We start from the raw sequence: 25199 nt of genomic DNA, 5'->3' as shown, positions 1-25199 counted from the left end.
GGTCGCCGGTTGCGAGCTAAGATGCAGCCGGGACAAGTCGATGTCAAGAGCCGACGTCGTACGACGGACGCGACGACGCGAGCGAGCGCGAGGAGTCAACCGGTGGCACAGAAGGCGTCGGCCGGGCCGCTGCACCGCACGAGCCTGCGGGACCAGGTCCTCGACCTCGTGCGGCAGTCACTGGTGGCCGGGGAGATCCGGCCCGGCGACATCTACTCGGCGGCGGCCCTGGCGACCCGCCTCGGCGTCTCCAGCAGCCCGGTCCGCGAGGCCATGCTGACGCTGGTGAACGAGGGGCTGATGGAGCCGGTCCGCAACCGCGGCTACCGGGTGATCCCCATGAGCGAGCACGACCTCGACGAGGTGTACACGATGCGGCTGCTGCTCGAGGTGCCCGGCACCCTCCGGGCGGCGGCCAACGCCCGGCCGGAGGACATCGCCCGGCTGCGGTCCGTCGCCGACGAGATCGTGACCACGGCCCGGGACGGCGACGTCACCGGCTTCCTCGACGCCGACCGCCGCTTCCACATCGGCCTGCTCGGACTCTGCGGCAACCGGCGCCTGGTCGACACGGTCACCTCGATGCGCGACCAGACCCGCCTGTACGGGCTGGAGAACCTGGCCGAGCGGGGCGCCCTCAACCACTCGGCCCACGAGCACCACGACCTCCTGGACGCCGTCGCCGACCGGGACATGGAGCGCCTGGAGGAGATCGTCCGCCACCACCTCCTGCACACCCGCTCCGACTGGGCGCACGAGGAGACCCCGGCCCCCCGTCGTACGACCGCACAGGGCCCGTCCGTACCCTGACGCCATGCCCGACGACGCCACCGTGGCCCACTTCTACGACCAACTCGCCGCCGACTACCACCTGGTGTACGCGGACTGGGACGCCGGCATGGACCGGCAGGGCCGGGCCCTGGACGCCGTCGTACGGGCCGGACTCGGCACGGAGAGCGCCTCGGTGCTCGACTGCGCGTGCGGCATCGGCACCCAGGCCATCGCGCTCGCCCTGCGCGGCCACCGCGTCACCGGCACCGACATCAGCTCCTCGGCGGCAGCCCGCGCGGTCCGCGAGGCCGCCGCCCGGGACGTCAGCCTGCCCGTCGCGGTGGCGGACATGCGCCGTCTCCCGTTCCCCGACGGGCACTTCGACGCCGTCGTGAGCGCGGACAACGCGCTCCCCCATCTGCTCACCGCCCAGGACGTGCGGGCGGCCCTGGCGGAGATGCGGCGCGTGCTGCGTCCGGGCGGACTGCTGATGGTCAGCACCCGCCCCTACGACGAGATCCTGCGGTCGCGGCCCGCGGCGACCCCGCCGCGGCCGTCCGGGCCGCCGGGAGTGCCGAGCCGGCGTCCCCCTTGTTCGCCGCCGTGAGGTGATCGCGTGATGAGGAGCCGTTCGGGGCGGGCGGCCGTGTCCCGCTGCCCGTCGCGGCGCGGCTTCCGGCCGCCTACGGTGGCCCGATGGAGGAAACGAGCTTCGAGGCGTACTGCACCGGGATCGGCTCCCGGGCGGAGCAGTTGCGCGACGCCCTGGTCGCCGGCGGCCCTTCCGTCCCCGTACCGGCCTGCCCCGGCTGGACCTTCGCCGAGCTCGCCCGGCACATCGGCGGCACCCACCGCTGGGCGGCGCGCGTCGTCCGCACCCGGGCCACCGGACCCGTACCGCACGACCTGGTCGACGACGTCTCCTGGCCGGGTCCGGTGACCCCCGCCGCGCTCGGCTCCTGGGTCGGCGAGGGCGCCGCGGAACTGACCGGCGCACTGCGCGAGGCCGGGCCCGACGCGCCGATGTGGACCGTGGCCCCCGGCGGCACCGCCCGGTTCTGGGCCCGCCGGATGACCCACGAGACCACCCTGCACGCCGCCGACGCGGCCCTCGCCACGCGGACCCGGTTCACCATGGACGCCGCCCTGGGGCGGGACGCGCTGGACGAATGGATGGGGTTCGGCGCCCTCCCCCGCGTCCTGGAGGCGGCCGGACCCGGCGCCGCACCGCTCCTCGGCCCCGGCCGCACGCTGCACCTGCACGCCACCGACCTGGCCGGAAGCGACGGCGAGTGGTTCGTCGACCTGACCCGCGCGCCGGTCACCTGGCGCCGCGCGCACGAGAAGGCGGCGGTGGCCGTGCGCGCCCCGCTCACCGACCTGGTCCTGCTCCTCTACGGCCGCCGCACCCCCGCCGATGTCGAGGTGCTGGGCGACCCCGCCCTCCTGCGTCTCTGGCTGGAGCGCTCCGGCTTCTGGCTGCGCAAGTGAGCACCGCCGGGCCCCGGACACGCCCTTCGACCGCGCGCTCGCGCGCACGGGAGCCGTAGGCGCGGTGAAGCTCCGGGAAACGGCGGCGGAACGCCTGTCGCACCCCCCTGTCCGGCACAACCACCTCCCGGGGACCCCCGTCTAACCGGTCGATCGCAGACGCCGACAGAAACCAACAGACACCGGCAGACGCCGACAGACCGCCATGAACCGCATCAGACAGGGGTCACTTCCGCATGCGCACGTACCGCACCGTCACCGCCGTCACGGCCCTCGCCCTCGCCCTGGGCGGCGCCGCGCTGGCGGCACCGGCCGCCCAGGCGGCCACCACGGCCGCCGCCCTCGTCCACGAGGACGGCGAACTCTGGTACCGGGCCGCCCCCGGGCAGGCCAACGAGCTGACCGTCTCGGTGGCGATGACCGACCTCGACCCGGACGACGCCCGGTCCGACTACGTCCTCACCTTCCGCGACAGCCACGACATCGACTTCTCGGGCGACTCGGTGGACCCGTGCACGTACCCGTCGCCCGCGGACCACACCGTCGTCCGGTGCACGGTTCCCGAGCCCCTGGGCTCCGACGACTCGGACATCTACCGGATCGACGCAGGGGACGGCGACGACTCCGTGACCATCGACGACCCCGCATCGTCCGCGCAGACGTCCGTCCACGGCGGCGACGGCAACGATGTCATCCGGGGCGGCACCGGCTGGAACGTGTACTACGGCGACGGCGGCGACGACCGCATCAGCGGCACGAACTACGCGTCCTACGGCGGCGACGGCGACGACGTCCTCACCGACTGCTCGTGGGAGTGCCACGGCGGCGCCGGGAACGACTCGCTCACCGCGGCCTCCGGGGACGACGTGCCCGAGCACACCCTGTACGGCGACGAGGGCGCCGACACCCTCCAGGGCGGCACCGGCGTCGACGTCCTGCACGGCGGCGACGGCGACGACCGGTTGTACGGCGCCCAGGGCGACGACACCCTCTACGGCGAGGACGGCGACGACACGCTGTACGGCAACAGCGGCGACGACGTGCTGTGGGGCGGCCCCGGCACGGACACGCTGTCCGGCGGGCCCGGGCGCAACGAGGTCCACCAGGACTGAGAGACCGCGGCGGGGGCCCGGCGCGCCGGGCCCCCGCACGTTCCGCCCGCCGTCAGATGACGCCCTGCGCGAGCATCGCGTCGGCGACGCGCTCGAAGGCGGCGGTGTTCGCGCCGACGACGTAGTCACCGGGGGCGCCGTAGCGCTCGGCGGACTCCCGGCAGGTGGCGTGGATGTCGTTCATGATGCGGGCCAGTTCCTCCTCGACCCGCTCCGGGGTCCAGGCGGTCCGCGCCGCGTTCTGCGCCATCTCCAGGGCGCTGACGGCGACGCCGCCCGCGTTGGCCGCCTTGCCGGGGCCGAACGCCACCCCCGCCTGCTGGAGCAGCCGCACCGCCTCGGGCGTGGCCGGCATGTTCGCGCCCTCCGACACCGCCTTGACCCCGTTGCGGACCAGCGTGGCCGCGTCCTGTTCGGTCAGCTCGTTCTGGGTGGCCGACGGCAGCGCGACGTCGGCCGGGACCTCCCAGACCCGGCCGCCGGGCACGAACCGCGCGGACGCGCCCCGCCGCTCGGCGTAGTCGCCGACCCGGCCGCGCTCGACCTCCTTGACCCGCTTGAGCAGCTCCACGTCGACGCCCTTCTCGTCGATCACGTAGCCGCTGGAGTCCGAGCAGGTCAGCGGGTTCGCGCCGAGGGCGGTCAGCTTCTCGATGGTGTGCACGGCGACGTTCCCGGAGCCGGACACGACCACCGTCTGGCCCTCCAGGTCCTCGCCGCGCTCGCGCAGCATCGCCGCCGCGAAGAGCACGTTGCCGTAGCCGGTCGCCTCGGGGCGGATCGCGGAGCCGCCCCAGTGCGGGCCCTTGCCGGTGAGGACGCCCGCCTCCCAGCGGTTGGTGATCCGCCGGTACTGGCCGAACAGGTAGCCGATCTCCCGGCCGCCCACCCCGATGTCACCGGCCGGTACGTCGGTGTGCTCCCCGATGTGCCGCTGGAGCTCGGTCATGAAGGACTGGCAGAACCGCATGACCTCGGCGTCGGAGCGGCCGTGCGGGTCGAAGTCGCTGCCGCCCTTGCCGCCGCCGATGCCGAGACCGGTCAGCGCGTTCTTGAAGATCTGCTCGAAGCCGAGGAACTTCACGATGCCGAGGTCGACCGACGGGTGGAACCGCAGGCCGCCCTTGTACGGGCCGAGCGCGCTGTTGAACTCGATCCGGTAGCCGCGGTTGACGTGCACCCGGCCCTTGTCGTCCTGCCACGGCACCCGGAAGATGATCTGCCGCTCCGGCTCGCACAGCCGCTCCAGGAGCCCGGACTCCGCGTACTCGGGCCGCGCGGCGAGCACGGGCGCCAGGGTCTCGAGCACTTCGTGCACCGCCTGGTGGAACTCCGGCTGCGCGGGATTGCGGTGCTCGATCTCGGTACGCAGGGAACGGAGCGAGGTCTTCGTATCGAGTCGTGACACCACGGGACCCTTTCTGACGACACCACCGGCGGTCACCGGCGGGAGGCGCCCGGCACCGTGCCGGTGCGCGGGACATGAGCCGCTCCGCAGCGCAGGGCGACCGGCCCAGTGTGATCCCCGCGTAATCAGCAGCACCAGTCCGCCCAGCGGAATCGTCCAGCTCCTGAGACACGGTGATCGGAAAAGCGCGCTTTTCCGGACACGTCCCGTCACCCGGCCGACGGCCCTACAGCCACCTCGGAGTCCTTTCGTATACGTTCCCGGCGGCCGTCCGGAACGGACACCGCAGGCCGGAGGCGTCGCGGGCGGTCCGCGGAGGATCCCCGGCGCGCGCCGCACGGTGGCGCATCTTTTACGGCGCCGGGTCGGCCCATACAGGACAAAAGCGTTCGGTTTGGACGCACTCTCAGCCATGCCCGACCATGGTCGGGACCCGGCGATCCCGGGCTCGTGTTCGAGAGAGGCGCACCACCCCATGCACGTCACCGGGACCGTCCCGCAGCCGGCTCCGGCCCCGCGGGAGACCCCCGCGACCCCCCACCCCGCCGACGACCGCGCCGGCGACTCCGGCAGACACGCCCGCCGCTTCGGTCTGCCCGTCGCCACCGCCCTGGTCATGGGCAACATCATCGGCGGCGGCATCTTCCTGCTCCCGGCCTCCGTCGCCCCGTACGGCACGGTCAGTCTGGTCGCCTTCGGCGTCCTGACCGTGGGCGCCGTCGCGCTCGCCCTGGTCTTCGGCCGGCTCGCCCACCGCGATCCGCGCACCGGCGGCCCCTACGTCTACGCCCGCGCGGCCTTCGGTGACTTCGCCGGGTTCCTCGCCGCCTGGGCGTACTGGATCACCACCTGGGTGTCGAACGCGGCGCTGGCCGTCGCCGCCGTCGGCTACCTCGACGTGCTGATCCCGGTGAACGGGCACCGCTGGACCGCCTGTCTGGCCGCGCTCGTCCTGCAATGGCTGCCCGCGCTCGCCAACTTCGCGGGCACCCGCTACGTGGGCGCCGTCCAACTGGTCTCCACCGTGCTGAAGTTCGCGCCGCTGCTGCTCGTCGCGGTCGGCGGGCTGTTCTTCTTCGACCCGGACAACCTCGGCCCGTTCCGGGCGACCGGCGGCAGCCCCGTCGGCGCGGTCTCCGCCTGCGCCGCGCTCCTGCTCTTCTCCTACCTCGGCGTGGAGTCGGCGGCGGTGAGCGCGGGCGAGGTCAAGGACGCCCGGCGCAACGTCGGGCGGGCCACCGTCATCGGCACCGCGGGCGCCGCGCTCGTCTATCTGCTGGGCACCCTGTCCGTCTTCGGCACGGTCGCGCACGACCGCCTCGTGCACTCCGCCGCGCCTTTCTCGGACGCCGTGAACGCCATGTTCGGCGGCAGCTGGGGCGGCTGGGCCGTGGCGCTCGCCGCACTGGTGTCGATGACCGGCTGCCTCAACGGCTGGACACTGCTGAGCGCCCAGACGCCGTACGCGGCGGCGCGGGACGGCCTGTTCCCCGCCGCCTTCGCGCGCCGCCGCCGGGGTGTGCCGACCGTCGGCGTCGGCGTCACCGTCGTCCTCGCCTCGCTGCTGACGGTCTACAACTACACGTCGGGTTCGGGCAGGGTCTTCGAGGTCCTCGTCCTGGTCACGACGTTCACCGCGACCGTGCCCTATCTGCTGGCCACCGCCGCGCAGCTCTTCCACCTCCTGTCCGGACGCCGTGAGTCGGTCGACCGCGGACGGCTGGTCCGGGACGGGGTGACCGCGGCGGTCGCGGCGGCCTTCTCGATGTGGCTCGTCGCGGGCGCCGGATACGCGGCCGTGTACCAGGGCGTCCTCTTCCTGTTCGCCGGCGTCCTCGTGTACGCCGTGATGGCGGCGCGGCGGACCCGGCCGCGCTGACCGACGCGGCCTTCGCCGCGGCCGCACCGGCGCTCGACTCGCTATCGTCCGGTCAATGACGACGAACGACACCACCGCCCTGAGCGGCCCGGACTTCGAACCGCCCATCGGCGAGCGCTACTTCGAGGACTACCGCCCGGGATCGGTCCACGAGTTCGGCAGCATCACCATGACGGAGGACGACATCCTCCGCTTCGCCGGCGAATTCGACCCGCAGGACATCCACACGGACCCCCGGGCCGCCGAGGACGGCCCCTTCAAGGGCCTGATCGCGAGCGGCTGGCACACCTGCGCCGTGATGATGCGCCTGTACGCGGACCACTACGTCAGCAAGGTCGCGAGCCTCGCCTCCCCCGGCATCGACGAACTGCGCTGGGTCCGTCCGGTCCGCCCCGGCGACAGCCTGTCCTTGCGCACCACCGTGCAGCAGGCCCGTGTCTCGCGCTCCAAGCCCGACCGCGGACTCGTGCACACCGGGATCGAGGTCCTCAACCAGCGCGGCGAGACGGTGCTCACCATGACTGCGATGAACCTGCTGCTGCGGCGCCCCGCGCCCGCTGGGGAGCACGACGGATCCGCCTGACCGGCCGGCGGGCACACATGAGGCCCGCCCGCGGCCGACGGGACGCGGGCGGGCGGGGCGGAGCCGGGTGCGGTCAGGACGCCGTACAGGCTCCGACCGACGGGACGGCGGTGCTGCCGTTCTTCATCACGGTGAAGCCGAAGCTGGTCGACGCGCCCGCCGCCAGGCTGCCGTTGCCGTTCGGCCGCATCGTCATGACGTTGCCGCTGCTGTCCCAGGTGGGGCTGCCGTTCCAGGTCGCGGAGACCTTCTGCGGCGCGGTCAGGGTGACGTTCACCGTCCAGGAGGTGATCGCCGCGGCGCCCGCGGTCACGGTGACCTGACCGTTGTAGCGGTCGCTCCACTCCTGGGTCTTCGCGTACGACACACCGCACGTGGCGCCGGAGCCACCGCCGCCGGACGACGAGCCGCCGAGCGCCGCGAGTACGGCGTCGTAGGCGGCCTTCTTCGTGTAGTTGGAGTCGAACAGCAGGGGTGTGCCGCTGCTGCGCCAGGAGTACTTGTCGGTGACGCCCCAGACGGTGATCCCGGTGCACCGGCTCACCGCCAGACAGGCCTTGACCACGTTGCTGTAACTGGTCGCCTGGGACGAACCCGAGCCCTCGATGTCGAGTTCGGTGATCTGCACGTCGACGCCGAGGTCGGCGAAGCGCTGGAGGTTGGCCTGGTAGTCGGAGGGTACCGGCGACGCGCTGTTGAAGTGGGACTGGAAGCCGACGCAGTCGATCGGCACGCCACGGGACTTGAAGTCCTTGACCATGTTGTAGACGGCGGTGCTCTTCGCGTTGACGCCGTCCGTGTTGTAGTCGTTGTAGCAGAGCTTGGCGTTCGGATCGACAGAGCGTGCGGTGCGGAAGGCCTCCTCGATGAAGCCGTTGCCGAGCTTGTCCTGGAAGGGCGAGCTGCGCCGGGCGCCGCTGCTGCCGTCCTGGAACGCCTCGTTGACCACGTCCCAGGCGTAGATCTGGCCCTTGTAGTGCGTCATGACCTGGGTGATGTGGTTGTTCATCGCCGTGCGCAGGTCCGTGGCGCCCAGCGAGCTCACCCAGGACGGCAGCTGGGAGTGCCAGACCAGGGTGTGGCCGCGGACCTTCATGCCCTTGCCCTGCGCATGGCTGACGATCTGGTCCGCGGAGCCGAAGGAGAAGCTGCCCCGGGAGGGCTCGGTGGCGTCCCACTTCATCTCGTTCTCGGGCGTCACGGAGTTGAACTCACGGTCGAGCGTGGTGGCGTAGGCGGATTCGCCGAGGTGGCTCGCGGCGACCGCGGTGCCGAAGTAGCGGCCCTTGCCGGCCGCGGCGGAGCCCAGTGTGTCGGCGGCTGCCGCGGGATGCGACAGGGCCGCGACCGCCGTACCGGCGAGCACGGCCGCCACGGTCAGCCGTCTGTAAGTCATGAGCATGCCATCTCCGTTCCCTCGAAACTTTCGCTGCGATCCCCGAATTGATGCGCAGAACATACGGAGGCGATACGGGAGGGTCAACCGTTCGCGCGACGGTCCACGGGGGATGGCCGAAGCTCGACCCCGGCGCCTGGAGGGTCTGTTGTTGCTGTCGTCGCGGCTGTTGACGCCGCCCCGAGGAGTCCCTAACGTGACGCGGCGCGTTGCCGAAATTGCTTCGAAACATTCGAAGCTCTTCGTGTCACCGACGAAAGGACGACGCCATGCTCCGTCTCCTCAGACGTCCGCGCTCCTGGGGCGCGCTCCTCGCCGGCGTGGTGCCGCTCCTCGCGGCGCTGCTGCTGGGCGCGCCGCAGGCGCACGCCGCCGCCCTGACCGAGGTGACCTCGTTCGGCGCCAACCCGAGCGGCCTGCGCATGCACGTCTACCGCCCGGACAGCGCCCCCGCCCGCCCCGCCGTCCTGGTGGCCGTGCACTACTGCACCGGCTCGGGTCCCGCCTTCTACTCGGGCACCGAGTTCGCCTCGCTGGCGGACCGCTACGGATTCCTCGTCATCTATCCGTCGGCTACCCGCAGCGGCAACTGCTTCGACGTCTCCTCGCCGCAGGCCCTGACCCGCGGCGGCGGCAGCGACCCGGTGGGCATCATGTCGATGGTCACCTACGCCGAGCAGCAGTACGGGGCCGACCCCGACCGGGTCTTCGTCACCGGCGCCTCCTCCGGCGCGATGATGACCAACGTCCTGCTCGGCGACTACCCCGACGTCTTCAAGGCGGGCGCCGCCTTCATGGGCGTCCCCTTCGGCTGCTTCGCCACCACCGACGGCTCGGGCTGGAACAGCGCCTGCGCCAACGGCACCATCACGAAGACGCCCGCACAGTGGGGCGATCTGGTCCGCGGCGCCTACCCCGGCTACAGCGGCGCCCGGCCCCGGATGCAGCTCTGGCACGGCACCGAGGACGCCACGCTGCGCTACCCGAACTTCGGGGAGGAGATCAAACAGTGGACGGACGTCCTGGGCGTGAGCCAGACCCCGGCCTTCACCGACCACCCCCAGTCCACCTGGACCCGCACACGCTACGGCGGCACCGGTACGCAGGCCCCCGTCGAGGCGGTCAGCATCCAGGGCGCCGGGCACTCCCTGCCGGCCTCGGGCATGGCCGCCCAGGTCATCGCCTTCTTCGGCCTGGACTCCACGACCACCCCGCCGCCCACCGACCCGCCCACGGGCGCCTGCCGGGTGGCCTGGTCCACCAGCACCTGGAACACCGGGCTGACCGCCTCGATCACCGTCACCAACACAGGTACGGCTCCGGTCGACGGCTGGGCGCTGACCTTCACCCTGCCCGCGGGACAGACCATCACCTCGGGCTGGAACGCCACCTACGCACCGGCGAGCGGCGCGGTCACCGCGCGGAACGCCGCCTACAACGCCACCCTCGCCCCCGGTGCCTCCACCACGCTCGGCTTCCAGGCCACGCACACGGGTGACACCTCGGCACCCGCGTCGTTCGCCCTCAACGGGGCGGCCTGTCAGCGGACTTGAGCACCCGCAGCGCTCACGTCAGGGGTGCTCCGTGCGTCCCTGACGTGTCCAGCGCGGTCTCCAGCGGGGCGCGGATCTCGTCGGGCAGCCAGCCGCAGAACGGCCACTGCACCACGTGTTCCGCGATGTCGCGCAACTTGGTGTTGGTCTGCTGCGACACGTCCCGGAGGATCTCCCAGCCCGCCTCGGGGCGCAGCCCCCCGCGGGCGATGACCACGCCGATGGCCTGGTCCACGACGGCGTGCGAGACGATGGCCTGCCTCAGATGCGCGACCTCCTCCTGGAGGGAGGCGATCCTGTTGAGGAGTTCTTCCTGCCCAGCCATTGCGCAGCCTGCCCCCTGACGTGTGGATTCGTGCGTCGCCCAGCGGGACCGCGTCGCCGTGTCTGCTCAGCCTGACCAGCACCCGGGACCGTGTCGACCTGCCGAACGAAAGGCTGGTCCGATACCTGTCCGGAAAACGAAAAGCCGCTGCTCGAGCAGTCACAGGCGAACCCTTTCGTCCTTTTACGGACAGGCTGTCCGTCCGGTGGCCGCCGACCGGTAGCGTCGCCAGAACTGGCCGGAACCCCTGGTGCGCGGAGGTCCGGCAGGGCCCAAGGTGTGCCGTAGGGAGGCCGCCCGTGCCCGGACCTCGCGCTCCAGCAGTTCTTCACCGGGACGGGAGCCGTCATGAGCGCGCTGGAATTCGACAGCGACAACCTGGAGCTGACCGAGGACTTCCTCAGCCGGGCCTACGCCAGGATGCGGATCGGCAGCGGCGGCGAGACCGTCCGGGCCCGGATCCGCCGGGACACCCTGGCGTCGGTCAGCATCGACGAACTCGACATCGGCTTCGACATGAGTTACTCGGTCACACCGCTCGGCAGGATCTGCCTGTGCATGGTGTACTCCGGCACCGTCCAGGACCACGCCTTCCCCGGCGTGCAGGACAGCTTCGGGCCCGGGGACGTGGTGTTCTTCGCACCGCCCGACCTGCCCTACTCCGGCCGCATCTGCAACGCCAGCTACAACATCACGATGCTCGACCCCCAGCTGCTCGACCAGATCGCCGCCGACGCCGACGAGGGCACCGGCCGCCCGGTCCGGCTGACCGGGCACCGGCCGCACTCCCCCGGCGCCGCACGCCATCTGAAGGACACCATCGCCTACGTGCGCGACCGCGTCATGGCCGAACCGGCCGTCGCGGACCAGCCGCTGGTCGTCTCCACCACCGGCCAGCTCATCGCCGCGAGTGTCCTGTCCGCCTTCCCGAACACCGCGCTCACCGAGCCCACCGCGCGCGACCGCAACGACGCCCACCCGGCCGCCCTGAGCCGCGCCCTGTCCTACATCGATGACCACGCCGACCAGCCCGTCGCGGTGGCCGACATCGCCGCCGCCGCGCACGTCACGGTACGGGCCCTTCAGTACGCCTTCCGGCGGCACCTCGGCACCACCCCGCTGGCCCATCTGCGCGACGTGCGTCTCGCGCACGCCCACCGGGAGCTGCGGTCCGCCGACCCGGACACCGGCGTCACCGTCACCCAGATCGCCGCCCGCTGGGGCTTCTTCCACCCCGGCCGCTTCGCGACGCTCTACCGGGACACCTACGGCGTCAGCCCCAGGGGCTCCCTGCACGACGGCTGAAAGCCTGTGTCCAAACCGCGGCCGGGCGCGCGGGGGTCAGTCGTCCGGCGTCCGCCGGGCGGCCGGCTCGATGCGCAGGACCGTGCCCTCGCCGTTCGCCGACAGCAGCAGCGCGCCGTCGGGGGTCGCGGCGAGGCCCGCGAAGGGGGCCGCGAGACCGGGCAGTCCGCCGCCGGCGATCAGGGCGGGCGTGGCGCGCGGGACGACTCCGGGCGGCGGCCCGACCGGCAGGTCCTCGGCCTCGGTCCGGGTCCGTCCTGTCGTCAGGTCCACCGCGCGCAGGGTGCGGTGCGCGGTGTCCACCAGATAGAGGTCGTCGCCGAGCACGGCCAGGCCCTCCGGGGTGCCCATGCCTTCGGCGACGGTGACCGGTCCGCCGTCGTCCAGGCGCAGCACCGAGCCGAGGCGGCTCTCGCCGGCGTAACAGTGCCCGTCCGGGGCCACGGCCACGTCGACGGGGCGGTCCAGTCCCTCGGCGACCACCGTGACGGTGTCGTCGGCGGCGACGGCGATGACGCGTCCGGCGCCGGTCTCGGCGACGAGGAGCGTGCCGTCCGGGCGCAGGGCGATGCCGGTGGGCTGCCGCAGCCCGGCGACCCGTTCCCGGGTGGTGCCGGTCGTCCGGTCGTGGGTCTGCACCTGCCCGTACTGGGAGGTGAGGTGCAGCAGGTCGCCGTCGGCGACGATGCCGTGCGCGAACATCAGCAGGGTGTGGGTGGTCACCCCGCCGGTGGCGGCGGCCCGTCCGGCGCTGCTGGGCTCGCCCTCGTGGGTGGCGGCCGGGCTCGCCACCCGGTAGTGGTCGGCGGCGTAGACGGTGCCGCCCAGGTCGATCGTCACGCCGTAGGGTCCGTCGAGGCCCCGGGGGACGAGTTCGCGGGTGCGCCCGTCGGGGTGCAGTTCGGTCACGCCGCCGCTGGCGTAGCTGGTGACGTACATGCGGTTCTCGGTGTCGAAGGCCGCGTTGTCGAGGCCGACCAGGCCGCTGGTGACGAGGGTGCGGGAGCCGGTGCCGTGCAGATCGATCCGGGTGACGATGCCCTCCACGCCGCGGGAGAGTACGTGCAGGACGCCGCCCTGGTCGAAGCGGACCGCGACCGGCTCGTGCACGTCCTCGGCCACGACCTCAGGGGCGCCGCCGTCGGGCGGGATCCGCCACACCTGTCCGGTGAGCATGTGCGGGTAGTACAGGTGGCCGTCGGGTCCGCGCTGCATCGCGTTGCCGAGGGCGAGCCCCTGGGTGAGGACGCGCGGGGCGCCGCCGTCGGGGAACAGTTCGAGGAGCCGGCCGTCGAAGGTCATCTCGTTGACGAAGAGCCGGTCGCCGACGCAGGTGATGCCGTTCGGGTTGGTCACGTCGTCGGCGACGAGGGTGTACTCGCCCGCGGGGCTGCGGCGCCAGACCCGGCCGGGCACCAGGTCGGCTATGTACATCGAGCCGTCGGCACCGAAGGCGAGGTCGTCCGGTGACTGTACGGGGCTGTCCATCGGGACGACGGTGTCGACGTCCCCGCCGACCGGGTCGACGGCGCTGATCCGGCCGGCCAGGAACTGCGCGACGTACAGGCGTCCGTCGGGGCCGAGCGCGACGCCGTTCGATCCCCAGAGCTGGTTGGGCGCGTTCAGGCGCCGGGCCTGTCGTCCGCGGATGCCGCCCTGCCCGCGGCCCGTGTCGTCGTCGAGGTCGAAGCGGCTGGGAACCGGCGCGGAACCGGCGGCGCGGCTGCCGGTCGTCCCGCTCATGCCTCCTCCGTCGCGGAGCCGGTCACCAGGACGTCGGCCATGCCGCCCGAGGCACGCCAGTCCTTCAGCAGCGCGTGGAAGGCGACCGGGCCGTCCCCGTAGGACTGGCTGCGCGCCCGGGGGCTGCCCTCGTTGTTGTAGTAGCCGGGGGTGCACTCGGCGTGGAAGGCGTACAGGTCGGCGGCCTTCTCCTGGATCGTCGCCACCCAGGAGTCCTGGGCACCGGCGGTCGGCTCCACGTAGCGGGCGCCGCGTCCGCGGGCCTGTGCGACGACCTCGGCGACATGCGTGGCCTGTTCGTCGAGGACGTGGACGAAATTGACCGAGCTGGCGTTCTGCAGCGGTCCCAGCAGGAAGAGGTTGGGAAAGCCGTGGCTGTAGAAGCCGTGCAGGGTCTTCGGCCCGTGCGCCCACGTCTCCAGCAGGGACGCCCCGTTCCTGCCGTACACCGGGAGTCTGCCGCCGAGTACGCCGGAGATTCCGGTGCGGAAGCCGGTGGCGAAGACGATGCAGTCCACCTCGTAGGCGGTGCCCGCGACGACGACCTCGTTCTTCGTGATGCGTTCCACGCCGTGTGTGTCGGCGGTGTCCACGAGGGTGACGTTGGGGCGGTTGAAGGTCTGGAGGTAGGTGTCGCTGAAGGTGGGGCGCTTGCACATGTAGCGGTACCAGGGCTTGAGCCGCTCGGCCGTCCCCGGGTCCGTGACCAGTGCGTCGACGCGGTCGCGCAGCTCCTGCATCTTCCCGAAGTCGGCCAGCTCGTAGGCGCGTTCGCGCTCCTCCTCGGGGATGTGCGCGTAGCCGCTGGTCGGGATGAGCTTCTGCTGCAACCGGGCGCTGCTGGTCCAGCCGTCGTTCACCAGGTCCTCGCCGGCCCGCAGACCGGTGACGACCCTGAGGAAGTTGTCCCTGCGCAGGCGCTGCCAGCCCGGTCGCAGGGACTTGGCCCACTCCGGGTCGGTGGGCCGGTTGTCGCGGACGTCCACGGAGGACGGCGTGCGCTGGAAGACGTACACGTGCCGGGCGTCCGCGCCGAGATGGGGGACGATCTGGACGGCGGTGGCGCCGGTGCCGATGACCGCCACGCGCTTGTCGGCGAGCCCCCGCAGTCCGCCGTTCGCATCGCCCCCGGTGTAGGCGTAGTCCCAGCGGCTGGTGTGGAAGGTGTGTCCCTCGAAGTCCTCGATGCCGGGGATGCCCGGGAGCTTCGCCTCGCTGAGGGTGCCGCTGGCCACGCTCACGTAGCGGGCGCGGATACGGTCGCCGCGGTCGGTGGTCACGATCCACTCGGACTCCGTCTCGTCCCAGCGCAGTTCGGTGACCTGGGTACGGAAACACGCGTCGGCGTAGAGCCCGAAGTGGCGGCCGATCGCCCGCGCGTGCTGCCGGATCTCCTCGCCCGGCGCGTACCGCCACTCGGGCACGTAGCCGATCTCCTCCAGGAGCGGCAGGTAGATGTAGGACTCGATGTCGCAGTGGATGCCGGGATAGCGGTTCCAGTACCAGGTGCCGCCGAAGTCGCTGCCCTTCTCGACGATCCGGATCGACTCGACGCCGGCCTGCCGCAGCCGCGCCGCGGCGAGCAGCCCGCCGAAGCCGCCGCCGACTATCAGCGCCTCGACCCGGTCGTGCAGCGGCTCGCGGGAGAGGTCCCCGTCGGCGTACGGGTCCTCGTCGAAGTAGCCGAACTCGCCCGTCGCGGGCCGGTACTGGGCGTTGCCGTCGGGCCGGACGCGCCGGTCGCGCTCGGCGCGGTACTTGGCACGCAGCGCGTCGAGGTCGAGGTCGTCAGGGGCGGGTGTGTGCGGGGCGGACATGGCTCTCCCGGGCTGGGTGGGGGACGGGATGTGACCGGTGGGGGGCGGCCTGCCTGCCGCCGGGGTCAGGAGGGACGGGGTGTCACGGGTGCCAGGAACAGGCCGACGATCGCGTCGGTGAGCGCGGTGGCCGTGTCGGGCCAGGTGGCGTGGCGCGGTGCGGTGCCGTCCGCGAGGGCGCGCTCGCGTTCGGCGCAGGTGTGCAGGATCAAGTGGCGTGCCATGTCGGCTCGTTCGGCCCGTACCCGCAGGGGTACTGAGCCCAGGCACGCGCCCAGTCCGTCGAGGGTCTGCCGCAGCGGCTGCCGCTCCACCGCCTCCTCCACGATGACCGCGCGCAGCACCGGGTCGGCCATCACCTGGACGGCGAAGCGGGCGTGCCAGGACGGGGTGCCGAGGGTCGCGAGGTGTTCGGCCGCCGGGGCGACCATGCAGCGGACCCAGTCCCAGACGTCCGCGCTGTCGCCGATCCCGGCGAGGTGGCGCTGCCGGATCAGCTCGGTGGCGTCGGCGTGGCTGCGCACGATGGCGCGGACCAGCTCCGTCCTGCTGCCGAAGTGGTAGCTGACGGCGGTGTTGTTGCCCAGGCCCGCGGCGTCGCTGATGTGCCGGTTCGACACCGCGATCAGGCCCTGTTCGGCGAAGAGCCGCTCGGCGACCGTCGTGATCACCTCACGCGTCCGAGCCGTGCGTGCCGTACGCGCTGTACGTGCCGCACGCGCCGGGTGTGCTGTCCGCGCCGTGCGCGCGGTCGCCGCCGAACCCGCCGTATCCGCCGAACCCGCCGTATCCGCCGCCCCTGCCAGGACGTCTGCCACGAGTGCAACCCCCTTGATCCAAGATCGCGGTCTGCGGCAGCAGTCAACACACGCCCACGGCTTGAGTCAATCGACTGATTTAAATTCAAGCCAGGCCCGCCGCGGCGATCGCCAGCGCCGAGCGCATCGTCGCCGCGAGCTCCGCCTCGGCCGCGGCCGGATCCCGCGCGCCGCCGTCCGTCCGCCACGCGTAGTGCTCGACGGCCGCACGCAGGGCCGAGTTGAGCACCGCGGCCTGGATGGCGGGGCGCAGGTCGCCGGCGGGCAGTCCGGAGCGCGCGGCGAGCGCGCGGGCGAACGCCGGCTCGGCCTCGTCGTACGACTGGAGCCAGACGGCGCGCAGGCCGGGCTCCGTGCGGGTGAGGCGGACGAGGGCGGCCACCGTCCCGTGGCTGGGGCCCGGCGCCAGGCGCAGTTCGTCGGTCAGCGCGCGGTCGAAGACCTCCGGCAGCGGCTGCCCGGGGCGCCAGTCCCGCAGCACGGCCGCGATGACGTCGATACCGGCGGTGAACAGGGGCCGGACACAGCTCTCCTTGCCGGGGAAGTACCGCCACACGGTGCGCGCCGAGACGCCCGCCGCCTGTCCGATCTGCTCGCCGGTGGTCGCCGCGACGCCCTGCTCGACGAAGAGCCGCACCGCGGCATGGGCGATCTCCAGCCGGATCTCGGCCTTGCGCTGCTCGGTCAGCGGTGGCCGCCCCATGCGCCCGCCGGTCGCACCCATCCGTCCCTCCGGTCCTACTCGCCCTGGCGGCCTACGGTACGGGCTCCCGCCGCACCCCCGGTCCGCCGGGATTCCTCATCACGATTTTATGTCACTCGGCGCCATTAAGTCGTAGGGTGACCCGGCGGCGGACACCTCCTCCGTGCCCTTCGCCCCTCCCCCCGGAGAATCTGGAGAACCCCATGACCACTGGACTGGACGGCCGCAGTGTCATCGTCACCGGAGCCGGCTCCGGCATCGGCAGGGCCGCCGCGCTGGCCTTCGTCGCCGAGGGCGCCTCGGTGCTGGTGGCCGACCTCGACGCGCGGGGCGCCGCCGCCGTGGTAGGCCAGATCGAGCAGGCCGGGGGCACGGCCGTCGCGGTCACCGGCGACCTGAGCGAACAGCAGGTCGTGGACCGGGTGGTGGCGACGGCCGTCGAGCGCTTCGGCGGCGTCGACGTGCTGGTGAACAACGCCGGGATCATGGACAGCATGTCGGCCGTCGCGGACGTCGACGACGTGGAGTGGGAGCGCGTCATACGCGTCAACCTCACCGCTCCGTTCCTGCTCAGCCGGGCGGTGCTGCCGCACATGCTGGCCGCGGGCCGGGGTTCGATCGTGAACACCGCCTCAGAGGCCGGTCTGCGCGGCAGCGCGGCCGGTGCCGCCTACACGGCCTCCAAGCACGGTGTCGTCGGGCTCACCAAGTCGCTGGCCGTGATGTACCGCGGGCGCGGGATCCGGGCCAACGCCATCGCGCCGGGCGGCACCAGGACCAACATCCACGTGACCGCGGACCAGGCCGCGCACGGACCGGCGACGCTCGCCCCCCACTTCGTCAACCTCGGCCGGCTCGCCGAGGCCGAGGAACAGGCCACCGCCATCCTCTTCCTCGCCTCGGACCGGGCGAGCAACATCAGCGGAGCGATCCTGCCGGTGGACGACGCCTGGTCCGCGGTCTGACGACGGCCACGGCCCGGCGGCCGGCACCGGCACCGCCCCTAGGACGGGCGGCGCAAGGTGGTCACCTCCAGGTGCGGATCGGCCGCGATCTCCGCCGGGGTGAAGCGTTCGGTGACCCACTGCTTGCGGGAGAACAGCCGGGTCTGGTCGGTGTAGTGGGGCGAGGCCGGGTTCGCCGACTGGCCGTAGGTGAGCAGGGTGTGGGCGCGGGGCCCGTCCGGGGTCAGTTCGACGGCCATCAGGAAGCTGCTGCCGAAGGCGCCGGCCGTCGGGGTGCCGGTGCCCGAGTCGGCCCCCGCCTCGACGACGTCGAAGCAGCCCTTGTCGCCCGTGCAGCCGGGGAGCGGGACACCGGCCCACCGCTGTACGGCGCCGAGTTCGACGTCGACCGCGAGGTCCTGCGCGGCGAACTCCCGGACGGCGTCGGCCAGCGCCCGCCGCACGTGGACGTTGTCGCCGTCGATGCCGCGCGGCGTGGTGAGCGGCTGCTCCGGGTCGTAGGGCACCCGCCACCAGTCCACACCGGGTCCGCTCCGCTCCAGAAGGCCGTAGAAGGTGATCCACAGCGCGGCGCCCCGGCTGTCGGCGTCGGCGCGGGTGTCCCAGCCGGCCAGCGCCTCGCAGGCCCGCCGTACGTCGACCTCCGTGCCGTCCGTGGCGGTCAGGTCCGGGTGGGCGCGGCACATGCCGACCACGTCGGCGCGGCCCGTCTCGGCCGACAGGACGCGGTTGCCCAGCATCGACGCCCGCAGGGTGGCCTCGGTGAACCCCGGCGCGCCGAGTCCGTCCGTGCCGGCCACCCGCTCCGCGATCATGCGCAGCCCGAGCTGGGCGCGCTGCCCGAGCGTGGTGTCGCTGTCGTACGCGGCCGGGAAACCGCCGAGCGGGGCTTCGGGGTTGGCGTACCGGGGTCCGTTGTTGGAGTTGGCGACGTAGTCGGTGCGGCTCAGCCGCGGCTGGTTCGACGGGCCGTAGAGACCCGGCACGAGGGCGTCGGGGTCGCTGCCCCAGGCGCACGCCGACGTCGAACCGTCCAGCGCGCTCGGCGCCTGCTCGCTGCCCGGGACGGCGCAGCGCGCCAGCTGCTCGTCGGTGAGGTGCGCGACGGCCGACGAGTCGGTGAAGTAGGTGCCGCCGCCGGTGTCGGCGGCCAGGGTGTAGGTCCAGGGGATGCCCTGATAGGTGTCCTGGGCGGCGCGCAGCTCGTCCACGTTCCTGGCCTTGCCCATGGCCAGCCAGGTGTTCGCGGAGCGCAGGTTGCCGGCGTTGGCGTCGCGGACGGCGTACGCGGTCTTCGTGGTCCAGCCGGTGGCCAGGACGGGACCGAAGCGCGAGGTGTACAGGGTCCGCTCGACCGTCGACACCTCGCCGTTCCCGCCGCGGACGGCCACCGGGACCGTACGGCGCCGCATCCGCTCGGTCCTGCCGTCGACCACGTAGCCGGTCGGGTCGTCCGGCGTGAGCCGCAGCGCGTAGAGGGAGGCGTGCTGGGCGTCGCTGGCGGTGTGGGTCCAGGCGAGGCTGCGGTTGTGGCCGATCTCGACCAGGGGCGTGCCGTACAGCCCGGCGCCGGACACGTCGAGGGTGCCGGGGATCGTCAACTGGACCTGGTAGAAGCGCAGGCTGCCGCGCGTCCAGGGCAGGTGCGGGTTGGCGAGGACCATGGCGTTGCCGGTGCGGGTGGCGTCCCGGCCGAGCGCCCAGCCGTTGCTGCCGAAGCTGTCGGCGGCGGAGCCCTGCGCACCCACCGGGCTCAGGAGGCTGCTCATGGCACCGCTCACGGCTCCGCTTCCGGACCCGCTCCCGGGCCCGCTCTCGGACCCGCTCTCGGACCCGCTCTCGGACCCGCCGTCCGCCGCGCCCGGCTTCGCGTCGCCGATATCCGGGGCCAGCGGCACCACTCCGGTCACCCCGTTGACGTCGTACACGATGCTCCACACGTCGAGCGCGGTGACCGGGCGGACCCAGGGCTCGCCCTGGCAGCGCGGGTCCGTCAGCGCGTCGACGCCCGTGTCGCGCAGGTAGCGGTTGTACCCGGCGGCGTACCCCTCGACCATCCGGCGCAGCTCGGCCGTCGGACCCAGCGGGGCCTTCCGGTCGAGCAGCCGCCGGACGGTGCCCGCGCGCGACTGTCCCGCGTAGTACGTGTCGCTCGCCAGGTTGGAACCCTCCCCGGCGTCGCCGTCGGGCCCGAAGAACCGGGAGCGCTCGCCCCGCAACGTCGTCACCATGTCGGCGAGATCGCACACGTTGTCCTGCGCGAACGCGTAGCCGTAGCCGTAGCCGAGGCCCGCGTGGTCGGGGGCGGAGATGTGCGGGACGCCGTACTCGGTCCGGCTGATCCGGGCCGTGTGCCCGCTCCCGGCCACGGTCTCGGCGCGCGGCCCCGGTGCCGCCTGCGCGGGCGCGGACAGCAGGGCCCCGGTGACCGAGGCGAGACAGAGGGCGGCCAGGAGGACCGCCGGTCTCCCCGCCGATAAGCTCTTCCGGCGCCTTGGACGTCCCTGAGGTTTCGGACGATCCTGATGTTTCTGACGTTTGGTCAGCACTCTGGTTTCACCCATGGCCTCACCCTTCACGGGCTCGGCCGCGGGTGGTATCGCCCGGCCGATGTATTTCCGGGCGGCGGGTCAGTCCGGCGATGTACGCCTGGGGTCTGCGTCCGCGCCGCGCACCGCCGGGCCCAGGGCGGTCAGCCGCTCGGGCCGGCGGACCGGCGGCCAGGCGGTGTCATCCGTCCACATGCGCGCGGGCCGCGTGCGCCCTGGCACGGTCCACCGCACGGGCTCCGCCGGCCGCCGGTACCGTCTCTCCGCCTCCCGGGAACTCTCCCGCATCTCGACGGCCTGGGAGCGCATCCGTACGGCTCTGCCCTGCATCATGGTCGCCGCCGCGCGCATGGCGGCAGCCCGCACCATGGCTTCCTGAACGTACTGTCGCAGTCGCTCGGCCTTCGCGGCCGCGGCATGATCCATCGTCGCCCCTGTGCAAGGTCTCGGCATAGAGCGGTGGTTCGGTCCGCGCCGGCGCGATACAGCGCGGGGCTCCAGTAAACATGCCGGACGGGTGGTCCGCGAAAGACCCGTACGCGCCAATCCGCACGATCGGGCGCCGCACGGCGATCCGCCGCCGCGTCGGACGCGCCGCGGGCTCAGCCGAAGCCGGGTACGACCATCACCAGCCACACCACCGCGGGGACGACGGCGACGATCACGCCGCCGTAGACCATCAACTGCCGGAAGAAGCGCTCGCGGTCGACGTCCGGGGCGGCGGCCAGCACCAGGGCGCCGTTGGTCGAGAACGGGCTCACGTCCACGACCGTCGCCGACACGGCGAGGGCGGACACCATGCCCACCGCGCCGATCTCGCCCCGGGCCAGGAACGGCACCGCCAGCGGGATCAGGGCGCCCATGATGCCCACGGAGGACGCGAACGCCGAGACGACGGCTCCGATGTAGCACAGCAGCAGCGCGGCGAGCAGCGGCACGCCGATGCCGCCGACCCCCTCGCCGGCCCAGGTGATGGTGCCCATCTCGTCGAGCACACCGACGTAGGTCAGCATCCCGCAGATGAGCAGCACGGTGGGCCAGGCGATCTCGGTGACCGCGACCCGGCTGTCCTTCGGCCACACCGTGCTCAGCGCCACGGCGAGCGTGATGGAGGTCAGCCCCGCGTCGAGGTCGAAGGCGAGCACGGCGACGACGAGCGCCGCCAGGGCGGTGAGGGTGGCGATGCGGGCAGGGGTGAGCCGGTCGCTGCCGGGCTCTTCGGCGCGGGCGGAGGCGAGCGTGGCGACGCCCGCGCCGGCCCGCGGCTCGGGGCCGTCCTGCGGCGTACGGGGCTCGGCCTCGGAGCCGACTCGGCCGGGAGCGTCCTGGTCGGCGGTGTCCGGGCCGTCGGATGCCGTGCCGGCCGCCGCGGCGGCGCCGCGCGACCACAGCCGCAGGCCGCCGAAGAGGACGAACACCACGGCCGCGACGACGAGGTTGACCGCGAGCGAGGACAGGAAGAGCACGGTCTCGTTGCCGGACAGCTTCTCCTTCTCGACGATGCCGTTGACGATCGAGCCGTAGATGCTGATCGGCGAGAATCCGCCCGCCTGGGCGCCGTGCACGACCATGGCGCCCATCAGCAGCGGGCTGATGCCGTACCGGCTCGCGAAGCTCAGCGCGATCGGCGCGACGATGGCCACCGCCGCGGGGCTCACCGCGCCGATCGCGGTCAGTACGCCGGTGAGGGCGAACATGACCCAGGGGATCAGCGCCACCCGGCCGCGCACGAGTCCGACCGCCGCGTGCACCAGCCAGTCCGTCGTGCCGTTCGCGCGGGCGATGGCGAAGAGATAGGTGACACCGACGAGGACGACGAAGAGGTCACCGGGGAAACCGGCGAAGATGCCGTCGGCGTCGAGGTCGGCGACGAGTTCTCCCACCGCGAAGGCGGCGGCGAAGGCGAGGGCGCCCATGTTGACGGAGCGCGTCGTGGCGATGACGAAGACCACGGCGAGGACGAGGATCGAGATGAGTTCGGGGGACATACGGACTCCCGTCTCTGCGTCTTGGGAGCTACGGGTTGCTGCGGTGCGGGGGGGCCTGCGCGGTGCTGCGGCACGGGTCGCTGGGGCGTCCGGGGTCCATGGGGCACCGGACGGCTGGAGTGATTGGAACCGGTGACCGGTCATCGTGGGCTCGGCACGGCGAGCCGTCAAGTGAGCGCGCAGGTCAGGCCGATGGGCGAGCATGCTCCGCGCACCGGGCCGAGGGCCGGACGCGCGAAGTGATCGCGCATCGGCCAGGAGCCGGACGCGCGAGCTGATCGCGCACCGCCGGCCGGTCCCGTCGCGCGGTGCGCTCGTCGCGTCCGCCGCACGTCGGACCGTGCGCCCCGCACCGGGCGCACGCCGACGGCGCGGGAATGGCCGGCTAGCCGATCGCGTCGAGGAAGGCGAGGACGCGCTCGCCGAGCAGGGCCGCGGCCTCGGGGTCGTACGAGGCCAGGCCCGGGTCGGCGAAGAGGTGGGCGCTGCCCGAGTACAGGTGCAGTTCCGCGTCCGGGGCGGCCGCGGTGAGGGCGCGTGCCGCGTCGAGGTCGCCCTCACCGGCGAAGAACTCGTCCCCGTCCATGCCGTGTACCCGTACCGGAACGTTCTCGGGCCAGGCGTCCCCGAACTCCGTGACCGGCACGCACGCCTCGATGAGCAGGGCGCCCCTGGCACCGGGCCGGGTCTGCGCGAGCCGCTGCGCGGGCAGCACCCCGAGGGAGTAACCGGCGTAGACGAGCCCCGGGGCCAGCGGCTCCGCGGCGGCCACGCCGCGCTCGACGAACGTGCCGAAGCCGATCTCCTGGGCGTACCCCGCGCCCGCCTCGAGGCTGTCGAAGACCCGCCCCTCGTACAGGTCCGGCAGATGGACCGTGTGTCCCGCCCGCCGCAGCCCGTCCGCGAACTCCCGGACACCGGGCGTCAGCCCGAGCGCGTGATGAAACAGCAGAACCTCGGCCATACGTCGCTCCCACTCCCCCTGTGCATCCCGCCGACCGGTGTCGGGCGGCTGTGAGCCGTGGTGCCGAGTCGCCTCGTTCACACGGCTGTTCCAGCGTACGGGGGCATTCATCGTGCCTCATCTGCCTCAGCGGAATGGTTTACACCCCTGAAGGATGGAAGTCGCCGTCCGTGCGCCGTCCCCAGGGCGCCGTCGGGGCTGTTTGGCTGGTTGCTGCGCGTTTGCACCACTCGCGCACCACTGACCGTTCCGCTCACCCTTGTTGCGCCCCTGGGAGGGAATGTGTCCACGCCGGACAGCGACACCGGTACCGCCACCGACGAATCCGGTCCCGATACCGGCACCGACGGGCATCGCACCAGTCTCGGCACCCGGGCGGCGCGCCGGCTCGCCACCACCACCAAGTCGGTACCGCAGATGCAGGGCATCAGCTCGCGGTGGCTGCTGCGGGCGCTGCCGTGGGTGGATGTACGGGGCGGCACCTACCGGGTCAACCGGCGGCTGCGAGTGCGGACCGGCCAGGGCCGCGTGCAGTTCGAACGGAACGGCGCCGACGACATCAGGGTCGTCCCGCCGACGCTGACCGAACTGCCCGCGCTGCGCGGCTGCACCGACCTGGACGTGCTCACGCGGCTCGCCGCCCGGTTCCGGGTGCGCGAGGTCCGCGCCGGTCAGGTCCTCGCCGAGGCGGGACGGCCGGTCACGGAGGTCTACCTCGTCGCGCACGGCCGGTTCGTCCGCTCCGTCGCCGGCGCGTACGACGACGAGCAGGTCACCGGACTCGTCAGCGGCGGCGGACCGCTGGGTGACGAGGCGCTCGGACAGCCGGACCCGCGGTGGCCGCACTCGGTGCGCGCCGACACCGCCGGGGTGGTGCTGGCACTGCCCCTCACCGCGGTCGCGGAGCTCGCCGAGCGGTCGCCCTCGCTCGCGGCGCACCTGGCGGACCACGCGCGGCGGCAGCGGCTGCCGGCGAACCGTTCGGGCGAGGCGGATGTCCCGCTGCGGGCCGGCCACGTCGGCGAGGAGACGCTGCCGGGCGGCTTCGTCGACTACGAACTCTCGCCGCGCGAATACGAGTTGTCCCTGACCCAGACCGTGCTGCGCGTGCACACCCGGGTCGCCGACCTCTTCAGCCACCCGATGGACCAGACCCGGCAGCAGTTGCGCCTGACCGTCGAGGCGATCCGCGAGCGGCAGGAGTGGGAGCTGGTCAACAACCGCGAGTTCGGGCTGCTGCACAACGTCGACCACGAGCAGCGGATCAGCACTTCCACGGGACCGCCGACCCCGGACGACCTGGACGAGCTGCTGTCCATGCGGCGCGACACCACGGTCATGCTCGCTCATCCCAAGGCCATCGCCGCGTTCTTCCGGCAGTGCAACCGGCGCGGTCTGGTGCCAGGGACGGCCCAGGTCGACGGGCGCAAGGTGCCCGCCGCCTGGCGCGGGGTGCCACTGCTGCCCTGCGGCAAGATCCCGGTCTCGTCCGAGTACACGAGCAGCATCGTCGCGCTGCGCACCGGGGAGGCCGACCAGGGCGTCGTCGGCCTCTACCAGACGGGCATCCCCGAGGAGTACCAGCCGAGCCTCAACGTGCGGTTCATGGGCATGGACAGCGCCGCGATCATCCGTTATCTCGTCACCGCCTACTACTCGTTGGCCATCCTCGTGCCGGACGCGGCGGGGATCCTGGAGAACGTCCGGATCGGCCGCACCGCCGACTGAGACGAGGGAGCGACCCCATGACCACTTCTTCCTCCGAAGTCCCCTTCTCGATGCCTTCCGAGGCTTCCTTCTCGCTGTCCGCCCTGCTGTCGCCTCCCGAC

General features: G+C 72.7%; 20 protein-coding genes and 1 pseudogene. 11 read left to right on the top strand and 10 right to left on the bottom strand.

The genetic code is table 11. The features are described from left to right. Nucleotides 1-102 precede the first annotated feature (102 nt). The 4 genes and pseudogenes from ACFV6E_RS04375 to ACFV6E_RS04360 all read left to right on the top strand — a co-directional run bounded on the left by ACFV6E_RS04375 (nt 103) and on the right by ACFV6E_RS04360 (nt 3374). Nucleotides 103-810, top strand: a complete 708-nt coding sequence (locus tag ACFV6E_RS04375) for a GntR family transcriptional regulator (protein WP_385159530.1) — start codon at nt 103-105, stop codon at nt 808-810. Between the two features lie 4 nt (nt 811-814). Then, nucleotides 815-1324: pseudogene (locus tag ACFV6E_RS04370) on the top strand (class I SAM-dependent methyltransferase); the annotation flags it as partial. Nucleotides 1325-1467: 143 nt separating this feature from the next. Beyond that, nucleotides 1468-2262 (top strand): maleylpyruvate isomerase family mycothiol-dependent enzyme, encoded by a 795-nt coding sequence (locus ACFV6E_RS04365; RefSeq protein WP_385159534.1) that lies wholly within the window; start codon nt 1468-1470, stop codon nt 2260-2262. 236 nt (nt 2263-2498) lie between these two features. Continuing rightward, nucleotides 2499-3374, top strand: a complete 876-nt coding sequence (locus ACFV6E_RS04360; protein WP_385159536.1) for a calcium-binding protein — start codon at nt 2499-2501, stop codon at nt 3372-3374. A 52-nt stretch (nt 3375-3426) separates the two neighbouring features. Here ACFV6E_RS04360 and gdhA read toward each other — a convergent pair whose 3' ends face one another. Further along, on the bottom strand, nt 3427-4782 hold the full coding sequence (gene gdhA, locus ACFV6E_RS04355; RefSeq protein ID WP_385159538.1) for an NADP-specific glutamate dehydrogenase: 1356 nt from the start codon (nt 4780-4782) through the stop codon (nt 3427-3429). A 475-nt stretch (nt 4783-5257) separates the two neighbouring features. On the opposite strand from gdhA, the gene ACFV6E_RS04350 reads away from it, so the two are divergent. Then, the gene (locus ACFV6E_RS04350) at nt 5258-6661 is read left to right on the top strand and encodes an amino acid permease (RefSeq protein ID WP_385159540.1); all 1404 of its coding nucleotides are present in this window, start codon (nt 5258-5260) and stop codon (nt 6659-6661) included. A gap of 55 nt (nt 6662-6716) precedes the next feature. Beyond that, nucleotides 6717-7244, top strand: coding sequence for a MaoC family dehydratase (locus ACFV6E_RS04345; RefSeq protein ID WP_385159542.1), 528 nt, complete (start codon nt 6717-6719; stop codon nt 7242-7244). A 73-nt stretch (nt 7245-7317) separates the two neighbouring features. Here the strand turns inward: ACFV6E_RS04345 and ACFV6E_RS04340 are convergent, their stop codons facing one another. Continuing rightward, entirely contained in the window at nt 7318-8646 is a 1329-nt protein-coding gene (locus ACFV6E_RS04340) for an endo-1,4-beta-xylanase (RefSeq protein ID WP_385159544.1), read from the bottom strand. Nucleotides 8647-8909: 263 nt separating this feature from the next. On the opposite strand from ACFV6E_RS04340, the gene ACFV6E_RS04335 reads away from it, so the two are divergent. Then, nucleotides 8910-10193, top strand: coding sequence for a PHB depolymerase family esterase (locus tag ACFV6E_RS04335; RefSeq protein ID WP_385459311.1), 1284 nt, complete (start codon nt 8910-8912; stop codon nt 10191-10193). 13 nt (nt 10194-10206) lie between these two features. On the opposite strand, the gene ACFV6E_RS04330 is transcribed toward ACFV6E_RS04335, so the two are convergent. After that, a complete protein-coding gene (locus ACFV6E_RS04330) occupies nt 10207-10518 on the bottom strand; it encodes an ANTAR domain-containing protein (RefSeq protein WP_385159548.1) in 312 nt (103 codons plus the stop codon). Between the two features lie 348 nt (nt 10519-10866). On the opposite strand from ACFV6E_RS04330, the gene ACFV6E_RS04325 reads away from it, so the two are divergent. Beyond that, nucleotides 10867-11823: a helix-turn-helix domain-containing protein gene (locus ACFV6E_RS04325; RefSeq protein ID WP_385459309.1), complete on the top strand. Its 957-nt coding sequence runs from the start codon at nt 10867-10869 to the stop codon at nt 11821-11823. Between the two features lie 36 nt (nt 11824-11859). Here the strand turns inward: ACFV6E_RS04325 and ACFV6E_RS04320 are convergent, their stop codons facing one another. The 4 genes from ACFV6E_RS04320 to ACFV6E_RS04305 all read right to left on the bottom strand — a co-directional run bounded on the left by ACFV6E_RS04320 (nt 11860) and on the right by ACFV6E_RS04305 (nt 16925). Further along, complete coding sequence (locus tag ACFV6E_RS04320; RefSeq protein ID WP_385459307.1) at nt 11860-13566, bottom strand: hypothetical protein; 1707 nt, start codon at nt 13564-13566, stop codon at nt 11860-11862. Next, nucleotides 13563-15383 (bottom strand): flavin-containing monooxygenase, encoded by a 1821-nt coding sequence (locus ACFV6E_RS04315; protein WP_385159553.1) that lies wholly within the window; start codon nt 15381-15383, stop codon nt 13563-13565. Before ACFV6E_RS04315 ends, ACFV6E_RS04320 begins: the two co-directional genes overlap by 4 nt. Nucleotides 15384-15448: 65 nt before the next feature. Then, nucleotides 15449-16054 (bottom strand): TetR/AcrR family transcriptional regulator, encoded by a 606-nt coding sequence (locus tag ACFV6E_RS04310; RefSeq protein WP_385159555.1) that lies wholly within the window; start codon nt 16052-16054, stop codon nt 15449-15451. Between the two features lie 232 nt (nt 16055-16286). Further along, nucleotides 16287-16925, bottom strand: coding sequence for a TetR/AcrR family transcriptional regulator (locus ACFV6E_RS04305; RefSeq protein ID WP_385159557.1), 639 nt, complete (start codon nt 16923-16925; stop codon nt 16287-16289). A 182-nt stretch (nt 16926-17107) separates the two neighbouring features. Between ACFV6E_RS04305 and ACFV6E_RS04300 the strand changes: the two genes are divergently transcribed. Beyond that, nucleotides 17108-17869, top strand: coding sequence for an SDR family NAD(P)-dependent oxidoreductase (locus ACFV6E_RS04300; RefSeq protein ID WP_385459305.1), 762 nt, complete (start codon nt 17108-17110; stop codon nt 17867-17869). A gap of 38 nt (nt 17870-17907) precedes the next feature. On the opposite strand, the gene ACFV6E_RS04295 is transcribed toward ACFV6E_RS04300, so the two are convergent. After that, nucleotides 17908-20433: a penicillin acylase family protein gene (locus ACFV6E_RS04295; protein WP_385459303.1), complete on the bottom strand. Its 2526-nt coding sequence runs from the start codon at nt 20431-20433 to the stop codon at nt 17908-17910. Between ACFV6E_RS04295 and ACFV6E_RS04290 the strand changes: the two genes are divergently transcribed. Continuing rightward, complete coding sequence (locus ACFV6E_RS04290; protein ID WP_385459301.1) at nt 20432-20797, top strand: hypothetical protein; 366 nt, start codon at nt 20432-20434, stop codon at nt 20795-20797. The genes ACFV6E_RS04295 and ACFV6E_RS04290 overlap by 2 nt on opposite strands. A gap of 223 nt (nt 20798-21020) precedes the next feature. On the opposite strand, the gene ACFV6E_RS04285 is transcribed toward ACFV6E_RS04290, so the two are convergent. Together ACFV6E_RS04285 and ACFV6E_RS04280 are read right to left on the bottom strand one after the other, a co-directional pair. Beyond that, nucleotides 21021-22406 carry an SLC13 family permease gene (locus ACFV6E_RS04285; protein ID WP_385159565.1) on the bottom strand — a complete coding sequence of 462 codons (1386 nt, stop codon included), beginning with the start codon at nt 22404-22406 and terminating at the stop codon, nt 21021-21023. 385 nt (nt 22407-22791) lie between these two features. Then, a complete protein-coding gene (locus tag ACFV6E_RS04280) occupies nt 22792-23370 on the bottom strand; it encodes a dienelactone hydrolase family protein (RefSeq protein WP_385159567.1) in 579 nt (192 codons plus the stop codon). A gap of 282 nt (nt 23371-23652) precedes the next feature. On the opposite strand from ACFV6E_RS04280, the gene ACFV6E_RS04275 reads away from it, so the two are divergent. Beyond that, nucleotides 23653-25098, top strand: coding sequence for a family 2B encapsulin nanocompartment shell protein (locus ACFV6E_RS04275; RefSeq protein ID WP_385459299.1), 1446 nt, complete (start codon nt 23653-23655; stop codon nt 25096-25098). The last annotated feature ends 101 nt before the right edge of the window (nt 25099-25199 follow it).

Source organism: Streptomyces sp. NPDC059785, from assembly GCF_042732375.1.
Classification (GTDB): domain Bacteria; phylum Actinomycetota; class Actinomycetes; order Streptomycetales; family Streptomycetaceae; genus Streptomyces.
The sequence above is the reverse complement of the archived record's forward strand: the minus strand, read 5'-3'. Positions and strand labels throughout refer to the sequence as shown.

What these genes read in the sequence shown, in the direction of transcription:
- ACFV6E_RS04350 (WP_385159540.1), top strand. Translation starts at nt 5,258, where the DNA reads ATGCACGTCACCGGGACCGTCCCGCAGCCGGCTCCGGCCCCGCGGGAG.
- ACFV6E_RS04305 (WP_385159557.1), bottom strand. Translation starts at nt 16,925, where the DNA reads ATGGGTGCGACCGGCGGGCGCATGGGGCGGCCACCGCTGACCGAGCAG.
- ACFV6E_RS04295 (WP_385459303.1), bottom strand. Translation starts at nt 20,433, where the DNA reads ATGGGTGAAACCAGAGTGCTGACCAAACGTCAGAAACATCAGGATCGT.
- ACFV6E_RS04340 (WP_385159544.1), bottom strand. Translation starts at nt 8,646, where the DNA reads ATGCTCATGACTTACAGACGGCTGACCGTGGCGGCCGTGCTCGCCGGT.
- ACFV6E_RS04285 (WP_385159565.1), bottom strand. Translation starts at nt 22,406, where the DNA reads ATGTCCCCCGAACTCATCTCGATCCTCGTCCTCGCCGTGGTCTTCGTC.
- ACFV6E_RS04335 (WP_385459311.1), top strand. Translation starts at nt 8,910, where the DNA reads ATGCTCCGTCTCCTCAGACGTCCGCGCTCCTGGGGCGCGCTCCTCGCC.
- ACFV6E_RS04320 (WP_385459307.1), bottom strand. Translation starts at nt 13,566, where the DNA reads ATGAGCGGGACGACCGGCAGCCGCGCCGCCGGTTCCGCGCCGGTTCCC.
- ACFV6E_RS04290 (WP_385459301.1), top strand. Translation starts at nt 20,432, where the DNA reads ATGGCCTCACCCTTCACGGGCTCGGCCGCGGGTGGTATCGCCCGGCCG.
- ACFV6E_RS04325 (WP_385459309.1), top strand. Translation starts at nt 10,867, where the DNA reads ATGAGCGCGCTGGAATTCGACAGCGACAACCTGGAGCTGACCGAGGAC.
- ACFV6E_RS04315 (WP_385159553.1), bottom strand. Translation starts at nt 15,383, where the DNA reads ATGTCCGCCCCGCACACACCCGCCCCTGACGACCTCGACCTCGACGCG.
- ACFV6E_RS04345 (WP_385159542.1), top strand. Translation starts at nt 6,717, where the DNA reads ATGACGACGAACGACACCACCGCCCTGAGCGGCCCGGACTTCGAACCG.
- ACFV6E_RS04360 (WP_385159536.1), top strand. Translation starts at nt 2,499, where the DNA reads ATGCGCACGTACCGCACCGTCACCGCCGTCACGGCCCTCGCCCTCGCC.
- ACFV6E_RS04330 (WP_385159548.1), bottom strand. Translation starts at nt 10,518, where the DNA reads ATGGCTGGGCAGGAAGAACTCCTCAACAGGATCGCCTCCCTCCAGGAG.
- ACFV6E_RS04300 (WP_385459305.1), top strand. Translation starts at nt 17,108, where the DNA reads ATGACCACTGGACTGGACGGCCGCAGTGTCATCGTCACCGGAGCCGGC.
- ACFV6E_RS04365 (WP_385159534.1), top strand. Translation starts at nt 1,468, where the DNA reads ATGGAGGAAACGAGCTTCGAGGCGTACTGCACCGGGATCGGCTCCCGG.
- ACFV6E_RS04280 (WP_385159567.1), bottom strand. Translation starts at nt 23,370, where the DNA reads ATGGCCGAGGTTCTGCTGTTTCATCACGCGCTCGGGCTGACGCCCGGT.